We start from the raw sequence: 13,652 nt of genomic DNA on the forward strand, positions 1-13,652 counted from the left end.
GTATGGATCGGCGGGTCACAACTAACTCCAGTTGCTACTGATGACGCGGGCAGCGATGCGGGACATGAGTAACCGCCGGTTCTGTCCCGGCAACGGCCGGAATGTGAACATTTGTTAAACCCGCCGTATTTACCCCTCCACGTAAGACCGTGGGTCCGTGTCGCCGAAGCGACGGAAGTGAAGCAGGCACTGGCCTCGACCAGCCTGCACGAGGTCTCGACCGAAGACATTGAGAAGACGTTGAGAAGACGTTGAGCAGGGCGGGCGGCGACCCTGTCAGTGCAGGCGCAACGGTGCCGTCGGCACGCTCGGACGGCGAAGAGGGACCACATGCCCGGGGTGCGCGGCGTCTCCTCCCCCCGGCTGGTTAGCGTCCGGCAACTGGCACCGTGATCCAGGTGAGGGCATCTTGACGAGCCGTAGGCGGACGTACCAGATCATCTGCTACGTGGTTGGCGGGCGCATCAGCGGGCTGAGTACACCAGGGTCATACCGCGGGTCTGAGGCAGAGTCCCTTCAACCGGCCGTCTCAGTTTCCGTCTCTGTCACCGCCGTTCGGGGCCGTTCACGACCCTTCGGCCACGTGGCCCGGAACTCAGACGAGTCCGGCATGCACGCAGGTGAACGGCCTCGGCCGCAGCCCTGTGAACAACCAACGGACTTGGAAGGCCCGTTGGGGGCAACAACGAGTTCGAATTTCGTATATGCATGCGGGCACTGAGCCCGCGGACCGGTCGGGATGCGGGCGCCGCGACCCGCCGTGACCCGCTGACCGGGCGCGCCGTCGACGGCTGGGTCGACGCCATACCCGCCCCCGGCCCCCGCGGCACCGCCACCTTCGACCTGATCGTCCGACCCGCTGACGCGGACACCGTCGCCCCCGACGCCCCCGACACGGTCGTCTCCTGCATCAGCGGAGACCCCCGGATCACCCGCGAACTGCTGAACGGCTTACAGCCCGGCGACCTGCTGCGCGTCACCGGCACCCTGGTCCAGTCCCAGGCGCCCGGCTCCAACGCATCGAATCGGTCATATTCTCGATACCGACAGGCCAATGGGATGGGCCATCCGTGACGCCTGAGATACCTGGGGATAGCGTCGTTCGCGCCTGCCGCCCGGCTCGAGCAGGGGGCTCGTGACTGTTAGTTGCGGCAGTCGAGGGGGGAAATGTGATGCAATCACTGTTCAGGAGTGCGATTACCGCGGGTATAGCGGCGTGTGCGCTCGCCGTGGCCGGTACAGGTATTGCCCAGGCGGCTCCGTCGGCCGATCGGTCCGCGCCCGTCACGCAGGCGTCAAAGTATCTTCCGCCTGCAGGTGCGAAGATCGTCAAGATGACGGTTGGTGGGGTCGATCGGAAGGTCGCCGAGTCGCACGGCTTCAAAGTGGTGACCGCCCCGGACGGCAGCCAGCGCGTGGTGCCGACCGCTTCGGCGACCAACCCCGACGGCACTCCGTACCACGCGGAAGTCCGTCCCCAGAACGAGGTGACCGGCAACTGCGGTGACTCCTACCTGTACATCCACTCGGTCGGTGGCTACGTGTCGGAAATCGAGACGGGATTCGACCTCGACATGGGTGCGGTCGCCTACCACTGGAAGGTCAACCGGTCGGACCACTGGGGTTCTGACAGCCACTCGTGGGGTGGCGGGCTGGGCGTGGACGAGCACTGGCATGGTGAGTGGGACGTTCACAGTGGTGGCAAGACCTGGGAGACGGCCGGGGTCGTTCCAGCCAGCAACGTGCTGCTCTGGGACGGCGAGATCTGCCACGCCGGTGCCCCCAGCGACACGACGTGGGTCTTCTGAGAAGGGAACAATCCTGATGTCGGCAATATCGGGCGCAACGTGGTCCGTCAATCTGGACTATTCGCATGACCTAGCCTTCGCTCTGGCCATCCGCGACGCGTTCGGCTTTACCGACCCGCTCGGTCTGCCGCACATCGACCCGCCGCTGACACTGGCAGTGAGCCAGGATGCGAGACAAGCCGCTGAAGTCGGGCGGCAATGGCGGACGTGGTGGGACCTCGCGATAGCCTCGCCCGGGCACGAGTCGCACGTCGCATTGACACTCGACGGGCCACTCGGCGAGGTCGTCCGGAGCAACTCCGCCGAGATTCTCCAGTGGAGTTCCGACCGTAAGCGGGAACTCGCAAGGGCGGGCAGGCCCGTGCCCGGTCAGCCGCGCACGCGTCTCGCTGACGCACTGCGAGAGCACGAACAGGCCACAGGCATCCGTCTTGACGGATTCCAACTGAAGGTCATCGCTCTTCCCGTGGCTGGAGAAATCTTCCTTCCGGCCGAGGTCGGCCTGATCACTGCCAGCATCGAACTGATACGCAACCGATCTTCATACTTCGGGAAGATCATCAGTCACCTCACGCAGTCGCCCAGATAACGCTTGGTGACAGCGCTGGTGCCGTGCATCGCGCTGTCCGCCAGGCTCGAAACCACGCCCAACCGTAGATCACGGGACATCACCGGATCAGAGACATCGCGGCAAAGTGAAGCACCGGTACGGCCGTACGCCCTCGACTCGGGCGGAAGCGGGAACGGTCCGGCGCCGCGGCCGGCCGTGTCCAGCGACGCGCAGGTCCTGGGCAGCGAGGCCACGGGCCGGGGGCGCGCCCCCGGGACGCCCACCCCCTCGCACCCGACGCCCGGGGCCTCGGGTCGGACGCCCTCACCCACTGGGGGAACGTCCCTGCCGGTGCCTGTGCCGTCCCAGCCGGACGTGCCCACGTCCCCGCTCCCGAAGCTGTCGGCGCCACAGGTCCCGCGGGTGCCCGAGGTGCGGAAGGTGCCGGGCCTGCCGACGAGGTCGGCCGCTTCGTCGGGACCGCAGGTGATCGTGGACGGCGTCAGACGTTGACACCGAAGTCGGCCGCGATCCCGCGCAGGCCCGAGGCGTAGCCCTGACCGACCGCACGGAACTTCCATTCGCCGCCGTGTCGGTACAACTCGCCGAAGACCATCGCGGTCTCCGAGGATGCGTCCTCGGACAGGTCGTAGCGGGCGATCTCTCGGCCGCCTGCCTGGTTGACCACCCGGATGTACGCGTTGCTCACCTGCCCGAAGCTCTGGCCCCGCACGTCGGCCTCGTGAATCGACACTGGAAAGACGATCTTGTCCACGCCGACGGGCACAACGGCGAGGTTGACCTTGATCACCTCGTCGTCTCCCTCGCCCTCTCCGGTGAGGTTGTCGCCGGTGTGCTCGACCGAGCCGTCCGGGCTGCGCAGGTTGTTGTAGAAGATGAAGTGCTGGTCGGAGACCACCTTGCCGGACGTGTTCAGCAGCAGTGCGGACGCGTCCAGGTCGTAGTCCGCACCGGTGGTGGTGCGCACATCCCATCCCAGACCGATCTCCACTGCGGTCAGGCCCGGCGCCTCCTTGCTCAGTGACACGTTGCCACCCTTGGCGAGGGAAATTCCCACGGCTCGTCCTCCCGGCTCTGGGCTGTTGTCACGGTCACTGGGTTCAACGCAGACCGAACTTCAACGGTTCCGTGGGTTGCGCAACCTCTAAAGTATTACCGGTACAGGCTCCACACCTGGCGGGCTGACGAAGACGAAGGCGAGGGCATCGGATGTTCCCCGACGTGAGCTCGATGGACCTCCTCACACTGGTGATCCTCGTGGTTCTGCTCTTCGGCCCGGACAAGTTGCCCGAGGTCATCCAGAACGTGGTCGGGTTCCTTCGCAAGGTGCGGGAATTCTCCGAGAGCGCCAAGCAGGAGGTCCGTTCCGAACTCGGCCCGGAGTTCAAGGACTTCGAGTTCGAGGACCTTCACCCCAAGACGTTCATCCGCAAGCACGTCCTCGACGGCGACAACCTCGGAATCGACGAGATCCGTGGCGCCCTGGACCCGAGGGCGGAGCTGTCGGAAGTCGCCGACGCGGTGCGCGACGCGGGGCATGACAGCAGGCCGGAAGCTCCAGCCAAGGGCGGCGTGTCCTTGTCAAAGGAGAGGCCGCCCGGGCCGGCCACGCTTGCGGTATTCGATCCCGACGCCACCTGAACGGAGCAGCTCCGAGGGATTGAACGGCCGAAGCGGCGGCGTGGCCAGCGCCTGACGAGCCGACCACGACAAGCTCAGCGCGCTGTGTGATCTTCGGCGGCCTGCGGAGCGTAGTGGTGTCACCGGGAGTGACCGGAGGGCGCGCACTGTGGGCTCGGTCTGAATCGGTGTCCCACCTTCGGTCGGAGCGCCGGTGGACCGCACGGCGCTGTCGGCCTTCATGGCCTTGGTCCCGCTCTTGAGGATGCGCCTCGCCTTCCCCAGCGCACGGACGGTGTCAGGCAGCTTCTTCGGGCTGACCAGCCAGATGATGACGATCGCCACGATCAGCAGGTGCCAGGGCTGCAGTCCATTGCGGAGCATCTGGCCCACCCCAATTCTTCGCCGGACAGCTTCTTCCACGGACAGCGGCACTGGCCGGGCGAGGCAGCGCACCATCTGTCATTATTGCTGTGTTGCGCAACTGTACAACTGTAGGGCGAGTTCAGTCGTCCCCTCTGTATGACACAGACGGACGGGAGCTCCCGGATGACCACCATCAGGGGCGCCAGGACGGCCAAGGGGCGCATGCGCAGCCCATGGCGAATAGCGTTGCTCGTCGCGCTGGCGGTGGTGGTGCTCGGTACGGTGGGCCTGGGCTGGATCTACCTGAGACTGAACAGCAGCATCCACACCTTCGACTCGGGCGGCCTGTCCAAGCACCGCCCCACGGCAGGCCCGTCCCAGAGCGAGAACGTCCTGGTCATCGGATCCGACGCACGCAACGACGGCAACAGCTCACTGGGCGGCGGCGATGCGAACGACATCGGCCGTTCCGACACCGCGTTCCTGCTGCACATCTACGCCGACCACAAGCACGCCCTCGCCGTCTCCATCCCCCGCGACACGCTGGTGACCATCCCGCCGTGCAAACTGCCGGACGGCTCCTGGACCAAGACGCAGACCAAAACCATGTTCAACGCGGCGTTCTCCGTCGGGCAGACGGACAAGGGCAATCCGGCCTGCACCCAGAACGCCGTCGAACAGCTCACCGGACTGCGCGTCGACCACACCGTGGTCGTGGACTTCAAGGGCTTCGCGGCGCTGACCAGCGTGGTCGGCGGGGTGCGGGTCTGCCTGCCGCAGGACGTCTACGAGAAGGACCTCGACCCCAATCGCGCCACCCTGGGCAACCTCCTCTTCAAGAAGGGCGAGCAGACAGTGTCCGGACAACAGGCCCTGAACTACGTCCGCATACGGCACGGCCTCGGTGACGGCTCCGACATCGGGCGGATCAAACGGCAGCAAGCCTTCCTCTCCAGCCTCATCAAGAAGGTCAAGGGCAACGGCATCACACCCACCAACCTGCTGCCGCTGGCCGACGCCGCCACGAAGTCGCTCACGGTCGACCCCGGACTGGGCACAGCGAACAAGCTGATCTCCTTCGCCATGTCCCTGAAGGACATCGACCTGCACAACACCAAGTTCGTCACTCTCCCCTGGCGGTACGCCGGCGAACGCGTCGCCGTCGTCGAGCCGGACGCCTCCAACCTGTGGGCAGCGCTCAAGGCGGACCGCACCATCGACGGCACGGATGCCAGCGGAAGGAAGCAGCCCCAGGGAGGCGCGTCCGAATCACCCACCCCCACCCGGAACGTCTCAGGCGCCGGTATCGACGTCGCCGTCTACAACGGCACCACCATGAGCAGCCTCACGCCCAAGGCCGTCGCGGCACTCACGGAGCACGGCTTCAACGTCACCGTCACCGCCAGGGCGAGCAGCCACGACGGCACCACCACCGTCATCGAGTACGGCGCCGGCCTGAAGCCACAAGCCGAGACGGTGGCCCGGCTCTTCCCCGGCGCCCAGCTCGATTTCATCGGCGGATTGGGCATCAATGTGGTGTTGGGCGCCCCTTACGCCACGGGCAGTTCCTCCGCCCCGGCTACCCCGACCGCCGTGCCCAGCTGGGTGACGGACGACGCCCGTTCGGCGGACGACGACCCGTGCTCCAACCTCACGTACGGATCAGGCGGCTGACGAGGTGCGGCGCGGTCACGTGATGGCGAAGTAGGCCAGACTGCCGAGTCCCGCCACGGAGCAGTAGATCGCGAACGGGATCAGGGTCCGGTTCTCGAAGTAGCGGACGAGGAAGCGGGTGGCGAGGTAGGCCGCCGCGAACGCGGCCACGCTGCCCGCCAGCAGCGGACCGCGCAGACCGTTGCCCTGGGAGCCGAGCAGCGGCGGCAGCTTGAGCAGGGCGGCGCCGCCGATCACCGGGGTGGCCAGCAGGAACGCGAAGCGCGCGGAGTCCTCGTGGTTGAGGCCCTTGAAGATGCCCGCGCTGATCGTGGAGCCCGAGCGGCTGATACCCGGGAAGAGGGCGAGGATCTGGGCCGCACCGATCGTCAGCGCATGCCGCATGGACATCCCGGTGATCCGCTGGTCCGACAACTCGTCCGCGCTCAGGTGCTCCTCCTCCGCCGTGAGGGAGGCCCTGGCACGCCTGTGTCCCGTGCCGCCGCGCTTCAACTGCTCGGTGACGAAGAGCACGATGCCGTTGAGGGCCAGGAAGATCGCGGTCGGGACGGGCTTGCCGAGCGTGGTGCGGAACACCTTGTCGAGCGCCACGCCGGCCACGGCGACCGGGATGCTGGCGGTGACGATCAGCCAGGCGAGCCGCTGGTCCACGGTCTCGATCCGGCGCTGCGTGATCGACGTGAACAGCCCGCGCACGATGCGCACCCAGTCCCGCCAGAAGAAGACGACGAGCGCGAGCGCGGTGGCCAGATGGAGGCCGACCAGCTCGTTGAGGTACAGGGACCCGTCGGCGGAGACGTCCAGATCGTGTTTCCAGTGCCCGCCGAGGAGGGCTGGGATGAGGATGCTGTGGCCCAGGCTGGAGACCGGGAACAGCTCGGTGACGCCTTGCAGCAGGCCGACGCCTATGGCTTCGGGGTATGTCAGGACGGACAATGGCTGGCCTTTGAGTTGAAGTGCGTGCGAGGCCAGAGCTGTTGACAACGCTCACAGCGGCTCCGGCAGGCGAGAAGCTACTACACGCGTGCAAAATCCAGGATTAACGACAGCATCGCCCAGCTTCGGCAAAGCCACCCTGGCTGCCGAGTTCTTGCAGACCGGAGGCGTGTTCTCGCCGAATCCGCTCGGCTGCGGGAAACGACGCTGCGGCGCACTCTCCCCAGACGGGAGCGATCCTAGGCGCCGACCTCCTGCAGTCGGCCCATCGGGGCGAGCGATTCTTCGGCGCGCAGGGCGAGCTGGCCGACTATGAGGCGGACGACCGTGACGATGTCGGGGTCGCCGACGCAGTAGACCTGCCGCCGGCCCTCGCGGTGCGAGCCGACAAGGCCGGCGAGCTTCAGCTTGGTCAGGTGCTGGCTGACCGCAGGCAGGGCGACGCCCACCCGGTCGGCGAGATGGCTCACGTCGCTCTCGCCCTGGAACAGTGCCCACATGATGTGCAGCCGGGCCGACGAGGCCAGCAGCCCGAAGGCGGCGGCCGCGTCCGCCAGCACCTCGGCGGACGGATCCTCGAAGCCTCCGACGATCTGCGCCACAATCCTCTCCCGTCCGCCACATCACAGTCACCGCACATGCGCCCACCCAGTGTAGGCGTCAACTGGGCGCACGGTCGCCCCTCATCCGGCGGCCGGGCGCCCCACGAGGCGAAGTCGGGGGCCGGTCCTCGTGGTGGTTGAGATCAGTCCTCGTAGTAGTTGTTGACGATCGTGTCCGGCTTGTCGTCGTCGAACGCCTCGTTCAGCAGCGCACCGCCGATCAGGCCCGCGGCGCCGGCCCCGATGAGTGCACCCGTGCCGAAGCGGCGGCCGCCGCCCTGCTGGTGGTGGTCGTGCTGGTCGCCGTAGAGCTGGGAGTACCCCTGCTGTGAGTAGCCCTGAGACGCGGTCTGCGGATACCCCTGCTGGGGCGGGGTGTAGAACGGCGGTGCAGTGGTCTGCACCTGCTGCGCGCATCCGCCGCACGCCTGGACAGGTCGGGGCACACCCCACTGCGGCGACCAGGTCACCGTCGTCATGCCGGGACCGTGGCTGGGATCGAAGAAGCACGTGCCTGCGGGGCTCCCTGTCGGATGTGGTGCGGCGGCCGTCGGCATTGGGGAAACGACAGTCGGGGTCGGAGCGACGGGTGCCGGTGCCGTGTATCCGCCACGGCCTCCTGTCGACTGCGCAGGAGCAGCGGGTGCTGGAGCCGCGCTCTCGCGCAGGACGTCCACGCCGTAGTCGGTCGCAATGCCCGCGAGCCCGGAGGCATATCCCTGGCCGACCGCGCGGAATTTCCACTCCGCCCCGTGCCGGTACAGCTCACCGAAGACCAGCGCGGTCTCCGACGACAGGCCCCCAGGCGCCAGGTCGTAGCGGGTCAGCTCGGTGCCGCTGTCCCGGTCGGCCACGCGGATGTGCGCGCGGCGCACCTGGCCGAAAGTCTGACCGCGGGCCGCACCCTCATAGAGGGAGACCGGGAACACGATCTTCGTGACGTCGGCCGGGACGCGGGCAAGGTCGACGTAGATCTGCTGGTCGTCTCCACCCACCGGGCTGCCGCCGCCCGAGTGACGCACGGCGCCGTCGGGGCTGCTCAGGTTGTTGAAGAAGACGAAGTGCTCCTCGGACAGCACCTTCCCGGACTGGTCGCACAGCAGCGCGCTGGCATCCAGCTCGTAGCCGGTGTTCGCCGACCAGCCCAGCCCGACCGCCACCGCGGTCAGGCCCGGGGCCTGCTTGGTCAGCGAGACGTTGCCGCCCTTGGCCAAGCGCACACTCATGAGGCTCCTCCGCACCTGCTCCGGCATCCGGCACTCGTCATGATTAACGCCACCCCATTCCTGACAGTTCTCTGGCTGCGCAACACGGGAAGCCACCATGCAACCGGCGCTGTCCCGCTCTCGTCCTTCGAGCAGATATAAGTTGCGCAACTGAGCAATACATCATCGTCGGTCGAACGGGCAGGTTCCTCCTGTCGACTCGACGCTTCTGGAGGACGACAACGTGGGCATCATCGGCTGGATCATCCTGGGATTGCTCGCCGGGGCCATCGCCAAGATCCTGCTGCCCGGACGCGACCCGGGCGGCCTGATCGGCACCACCCTCATCGGCGTCGCGGGCGCCTTCGTGGGCGGCTGGATCTCCGCGCGCTTCCTCCACCGCCCCTTCGAGAAGCACTTCTTCGACCTCTACACCTGGGGCGCGGCGATCGGCGGCTCGCTCGTGCTGCTCATCGGCTACCGCATCCTGTTCGGCAACTCCCGGGACTGAGCGGGTGCGCGCCCTGCCTGGTCACAGGTGGGGCGCGATGGCGGGCAGCAGGTCCTGGAAGGTGCGGCCTGCGGCGGGCTCGCCGATGGCTTTCAGCTGCCAGCCGCCGCCGGACCGCTGGAGCTTGGCCATGATCTGCGCGGGTTACGGGCCGCCGCCGCTGAGTGTGTAGCGGGCGAGTTCCTGGCTGGTTGTGTCGTCGACGAGCCGGCAGAAGACGTTCTATACCTCGGCGAAGGTCTGCCCGGTGAATGAGTTGCCCGTAAAGACGATCCGGTCGACGTGGGACGTCCTGCACGCGGCCACCAGTCTCTAGCCAGGACACCCGGTCTCTAGCCATCCCGCCCGACATCGGGCTCGGTGCTCGGTCGTGGCCTGTGGGTCATCGAATGCCGCGAAACGTGTTGCCCCACGTCCTCGTTCTCCCCCAGGGGGCATCGGGGTGGAAGCGCCGCATACCACCTATTGGTTGCTATATTGCGCAAGTATGGAACTTTGGGGCGGGGGTGCACAGTCCCTCTCCGCGTACGACTTCTCGAACTCGGCGGAGGAGGGGCGCACGTATGCCCATCAGCCACCAGGCACCGACGCGTCGAAAGCGCGGCTACCGCTTAGCCACGCCTCCACCGCAGCGCCACAGGCTCTCTCGCGCTGCCGTACGCAAGCGCAGGCGCGGCATGCGACTTCGGATGCTGGCCGTGACAGGCTCCTCGCTGCTGGTCCTCATCACCGCCGGGCTCGGCTGGATCTACCTGTCCCTGACCGGCAACATCGACATCTTCAACGGCGACGGCCTCTCCAACAACCGGCCCCGAGCAGCGGGCGGCGGGGAGAACGTCCTCGTCATCGGCTCCGACGGGCGCGTCAATGGCAACGACGCGCTGGGCGGTGGAAACAAGGACGACGTCGGCCGCTCCGACACCGCGTTCCTGCTGCACATCTACGCCGACCACCGACACGCTCTCGCCGTATCGATCCCGCGTGACACGCTGGTCACGATTCCGCCCTGCCAACTGCCGGACGGTTCCTGGACGCAGCCGCAGGCCAACACCATGTTCAACGCGGCCTATTCAGTCGGCCAGACCGCCAAGGGCAACCCCGCCTGTACCCAGAACACCGTCGAGCAGCTCACCGGACTGCGGATGGACCACACGGTCGTCGTCGATTTCAAAGGCTTCGCCCGGATGACCGAGGTCGTCGGCGGGGTGACCGTGTGCGTGCCTCAGGATGTCTATCAGAAGGATCTCAGCCCGCGGCGCGCCACCCGCGGCCTGCTTCTCTTCCACAAGGGCGAGCAGACCCTGTCGGGGCAGCAGGCCCTGGACTACGTGCGGATCCGGCACGGCATCGGGGACGGCTCCGACATCGGGCGCATCAAGCGACAGCAGGCGTTCGTGGCCGCCCTGATCAAGAAGGTGAAGAGCGTCGGGCTCACTCCGGCCAACCTGCTGCCCCTGGCGGATGCCGCCACCAAGTCGCTGACCGTCGACCCCGGCCTGGGGACGGCGGACAAGCTGATTTCCTTCGCCATGTCGCTGAAGGGCATCGACCTGCAAAACGCCAGATTCGTCACCGTTCCCTGGCACTACGACGGCGCCCGCGTCGCGCTAGTCCAGCCGGATACCGACGAGCTGTGGACAGCCCTGAAGCAGGACCGTCCCATCAACGGCAAGAACACCGGCCACGCGAAGCCGGAACCCCGAGCAACCACCGATCCGCCGAGCCCGGAGGCGACAGTCGCCGGGAACGGGATCACCGTGGCGGTCTACAACGGCACCACCACCAGCGGACTCGCCTCCACAGCGGCCCACGCCCTGACCCGCCACGGCTTCGCCGTCACCGGCACCGGCAACGCCGCCCGAACGGACCAGGCCGCCACGCTCATCCAACACCCCCCGGCCCTCAAGACCCAGGCCCAGCAGGTCGCCCGACTCTTCCCCGGCGCACAGCTCCAATCCGTCACCGGACAAAGGATCTCCGTAATCCTGGGCCAGACCTACTCCGCCTCCGCCGGGCCCGCCTCCTCGCCGCACACCTCGCCAACCACGAACACCCGCTCTGCCGACGACGACCTCTGCTCCGACCTCTCGTACGGATGAAAGGGGAGAGCGGAGGAGCGGACGCCAGCATCGACCCCCTGATCACGCCGTCGCTCACCGCACCGATCCGGCTGCTGCGCTTCGTCGCAGCCGCAGTCTCGGTCGCGCTGATCAACGACTGACACAAGGCCACCGCCAGCCGCAGGGGCCAGATGACGACACGGCATCCGACCTGGACTCACGCCGCAGGCCATCGGCGCGGCGGAGCCCAAGACGGCCCACCGCATCCGCCGCATCGGCCGAGCGCGGAAGCCCGACCGGGCCGATGGCTACGATGACGCGACGCGACCCTGCTCCCTCACATGCGATCTCTCATCCGAATCGAGGCAGGCCGCATATGAACGGGCCATACGTTTGCTAGATTGCGCAACTACGCAATCGAAGTGACGCCCCACTTCGCCCGACGGACTGGCCGCACACCACTGGCCGCACACCCGAGGGTCTGCTGGGCCCGACCGTTCGTGGGAGTGGGAGATGAGCGACCTGCGCGATGGCCGCACTGGCCGGGCCGCCGCACGAAACCGCACCGCCCAGATACCTCGCCAGCGAACAAACACCCCGGCCGACCGGCGGCCCCCGGGCGGCCGGGCCGCCACACGGGCCGCCTCCCGCAGCGGCGGTCCAGGCCAGTCGCGGCGCCGCGCCCGTCCGGTACGCCGGGGCAAGCGCGCGCTGCGGATCGCGGGGATATGCCTCGCCATGCTGGTCCTGGTCGCTGGCGGCGCCGGCTGGTGGTTCTACGAGCACCTGAACGGCAACATCAACAGCGTCGCCCTCGACGGCAGCGGCGGCAGCGAGAAAGCCGATGCCTTCGGCCGCACCCCGATCAACATCCTCGTCATGGGATCGGACGGCCGCACCAGCGCGGCCGACTGCAAGTTGGGCGGCGGCTGCGCCAAGACGGGTGTGCAGTCCGGCAACGGGAACGCGGACGTGGAGATGGTCGTGCACATAGCCGCCGACCGCTCCAACGCCACCGTCATGAGCATCCCGCGCGACACCATGACCGACGTCCCGGCCTGCACCGACCCCACGTCGAAGCAGTCCACGTCCGGCTACTACGGACAGATCAACAGTGCTCTCTCCTACGGCCCGGCCTGCCAGGTGGCCACCATCCACCAGCTCACCGGCATCCCCATCGACCACTTCGTCAAGCTCGACTTCTCCGGCGTGGTCAGCATGTCCGACGCGGTCGGCGGCGTGGACGTGTGCGTCAGCGACAACGTCTACGACACCTACTCGCACCTGAAGCTGTCCAAGGGCACTCACACCCTCAAAGGCGTCGGGGCCCTGGAGTTCGTCCGCTCCCGGCACGGCTTCGGCGACGGCAGCGACCTGGGTCGTACGGTCTCGCAGCACCTCTTCCTCGGCGCGATGATCCGCAAGTTCAAGAGCGCCGGCACGCTCACGGATCCCACCAAGCTCTACTACCTCGCCGACGCGGCCACCAAGGCACTCACCGTCGACGACGGCCTGGGTAGCATCAGCAGGCTGGTGGGCCTGGCCACCGACCTGAACAAGGTCCCCTCGCACCGGATCACCTTCACCACCATGCAGACCGCCCCCGATCCCCACAACAGCGACCGCGTCGTGCCGGGCGCCGGGGCGAAGTCGCTGTTCGCGTCCATCGCCAACGACCAGTCCCTGACTGGAACCCACGGCAAGACGTCCGCCGCGGCATCTGCCACGGCCACTGCCCAGCCGGTCGACCCCTCTCAGATCGCTGTCACCATCGAGAACGGCACCACCATCAGCGGTCGCGCCTCCCAACTGGCCACCGCCCTCACCGACAAGGGCTTCAGCCAGCACACCACCACCGCCAACGCCCCCAGTGGCGCAGCCGCCACCACCACTCTCACCTACGGCAGCGGTCAGAAGCCGCAGGCCCAAGCGGTGGCCAAGGCCCTCGGCCTGCCGTCCTCGCGCCTCAAGCAGAGCAGCGGCAGCGGCCTGACCCTCGTCATCGGCAGTGACTGGCCCAGCGGCACCAGCTACCCCAGCAGCAGCGGCAGTTCTTCCCCCGCGCCCGCCGACACCCACGCCGCGGTCTCCAACGCCCACGCCCAGACCGCCGACCAGTCCAAGTCCTGCGCCCAGGTCAGCCCCTACAAGACCGTCCAGCTCAACGGCATCGACATGACCCCCGCCCAGGCGTACGCCGCCGCCCGCAGCGAACCCGACTCCGACGCCTGACACCGCCGACAAACCCTCGCCCAGCCGTGAGCCGCAACGGCGCCGCGGACTTCCGGACATCCACCGC

General features: G+C 67.6%; 13 protein-coding genes and 2 pseudogenes. 9 read left to right on the top strand and 6 right to left on the bottom strand.

Annotation, left to right across the window (positions count from 1 at the left end; all coding sequences use genetic code 11):
* Positions 1–708 precede the first annotated feature (708 nt).
* The 3 genes from ACFYX0_RS39245 to ACFYX0_RS39255 all read left to right on the top strand — a co-directional run bounded on the left by ACFYX0_RS39245 (position 709) and on the right by ACFYX0_RS39255 (position 2,397).
* Positions 709–1,074, top strand: coding sequence for a hypothetical protein (locus tag ACFYX0_RS39245; protein ID WP_388978430.1), 366 nt, complete (start codon positions 709–711; stop codon positions 1,072–1,074).
* Between the two features lie 98 nt (positions 1,075–1,172).
* On the top strand, positions 1,173–1,808 hold the full coding sequence (locus ACFYX0_RS39250; protein WP_388978433.1) for a hypothetical protein: 636 nt from the start codon (positions 1,173–1,175) through the stop codon (positions 1,806–1,808).
* A gap of 16 nt (positions 1,809–1,824) precedes the next feature.
* Positions 1,825–2,397 (top strand): hypothetical protein, encoded by a 573-nt coding sequence (locus tag ACFYX0_RS39255; RefSeq protein ID WP_388978436.1) that lies wholly within the window; start codon positions 1,825–1,827, stop codon positions 2,395–2,397.
* 463 nt (positions 2,398–2,860) lie between these two features.
* Here the strand turns inward: ACFYX0_RS39255 and ACFYX0_RS39260 are convergent, their stop codons facing one another.
* On the bottom strand, positions 2,861–3,436 hold the full coding sequence (locus ACFYX0_RS39260) for a TerD family protein (protein WP_388978438.1): 576 nt from the start codon (positions 3,434–3,436) through the stop codon (positions 2,861–2,863).
* 152 nt (positions 3,437–3,588) lie between these two features.
* Between ACFYX0_RS39260 and ACFYX0_RS39265 the strand changes: the two genes are divergently transcribed.
* Positions 3,589–4,020 (top strand): sec-independent translocase, encoded by a 432-nt coding sequence (locus ACFYX0_RS39265; RefSeq protein WP_388978441.1) that lies wholly within the window; start codon positions 3,589–3,591, stop codon positions 4,018–4,020.
* Here ACFYX0_RS39265 and ACFYX0_RS39270 read toward each other — a convergent pair.
* Positions 3,961–4,458 carry a twin-arginine translocase TatA/TatE family subunit gene (locus ACFYX0_RS39270; protein ID WP_388978444.1) on the bottom strand — a complete coding sequence of 166 codons (498 nt, stop codon included), beginning with the start codon at positions 4,456–4,458 and terminating at the stop codon, positions 3,961–3,963. The genes ACFYX0_RS39265 and ACFYX0_RS39270 overlap by 60 nt on opposite strands.
* Before the next feature lie 90 nt (positions 4,459–4,548).
* Between ACFYX0_RS39270 and ACFYX0_RS39275 the strand changes: the two genes are divergently transcribed.
* Entirely contained in the window at positions 4,549–6,039 is a 1,491-nt protein-coding gene (locus ACFYX0_RS39275) for an LCP family protein (protein WP_388978447.1), read from the top strand.
* A gap of 15 nt (positions 6,040–6,054) precedes the next feature.
* Here ACFYX0_RS39275 and ACFYX0_RS39280 read toward each other — a convergent pair whose 3' ends face one another.
* The 3 genes and pseudogenes from ACFYX0_RS39280 to ACFYX0_RS39290 form a co-directional block, all read right to left on the bottom strand.
* On the bottom strand, positions 6,055–6,975 hold the full coding sequence (locus ACFYX0_RS39280) for an undecaprenyl-diphosphate phosphatase (RefSeq protein ID WP_388978450.1): 921 nt from the start codon (positions 6,973–6,975) through the stop codon (positions 6,055–6,057).
* A 239-nt stretch (positions 6,976–7,214) separates the two neighbouring features.
* Entirely contained in the window at positions 7,215–7,577 is a 363-nt protein-coding gene (locus ACFYX0_RS39285) for an ArsR/SmtB family transcription factor (RefSeq protein WP_388978453.1), read from the bottom strand.
* Positions 7,578–8,245: 668 nt separating this feature from the next.
* Positions 8,246–8,803, bottom strand: a pseudogene (locus ACFYX0_RS39290) (TerD family protein); the annotation flags it as partial.
* Between the two features lie 223 nt (positions 8,804–9,026).
* Between ACFYX0_RS39290 and ACFYX0_RS39295 the strand changes: the two are divergent.
* Positions 9,027–9,293 carry a GlsB/YeaQ/YmgE family stress response membrane protein gene (locus tag ACFYX0_RS39295; protein ID WP_388978455.1) on the top strand — a complete coding sequence of 89 codons (267 nt, stop codon included), beginning with the start codon at positions 9,027–9,029 and terminating at the stop codon, positions 9,291–9,293.
* A gap of 21 nt (positions 9,294–9,314) precedes the next feature.
* On the opposite strand, the pseudogene ACFYX0_RS39300 reads toward ACFYX0_RS39295, so the two are convergent.
* Positions 9,315–9,578, bottom strand: a pseudogene (locus ACFYX0_RS39300) (TerD family protein); the annotation flags it as partial.
* Positions 9,579–9,982: 404 nt separating this feature from the next.
* Between ACFYX0_RS39300 and ACFYX0_RS39305 the strand changes: the two are divergent.
* The 3 genes from ACFYX0_RS39305 (at position 9,983) to ACFYX0_RS39315 (ending at position 13,585) form a co-directional block, all read left to right on the top strand.
* Complete coding sequence (locus ACFYX0_RS39305) at positions 9,983–11,392, top strand: LCP family protein (protein WP_388978457.1); 1,410 nt, start codon at positions 9,983–9,985, stop codon at positions 11,390–11,392.
* Positions 11,389–11,514, top strand: coding sequence for a hypothetical protein (locus ACFYX0_RS39310; RefSeq protein ID WP_388978459.1), 126 nt, complete (start codon positions 11,389–11,391; stop codon positions 11,512–11,514). The genes ACFYX0_RS39305 and ACFYX0_RS39310 overlap by 4 nt, the downstream gene beginning before the upstream one ends.
* A gap of 352 nt (positions 11,515–11,866) precedes the next feature.
* Positions 11,867–13,585: an LCP family protein gene (locus ACFYX0_RS39315; RefSeq protein WP_388978461.1), complete on the top strand. Its 1,719-nt coding sequence runs from the start codon at positions 11,867–11,869 to the stop codon at positions 13,583–13,585.
* Positions 13,586–13,652 lie beyond the last annotated feature (67 nt).

The sequence above is a fragment of the Streptomyces sp. NPDC002573 genome (assembly GCF_042889625.1).
Classification (GTDB): Bacteria; Actinomycetota; Actinomycetes; order Streptomycetales; family Streptomycetaceae; genus Streptomyces; species Streptomyces gibsoniae.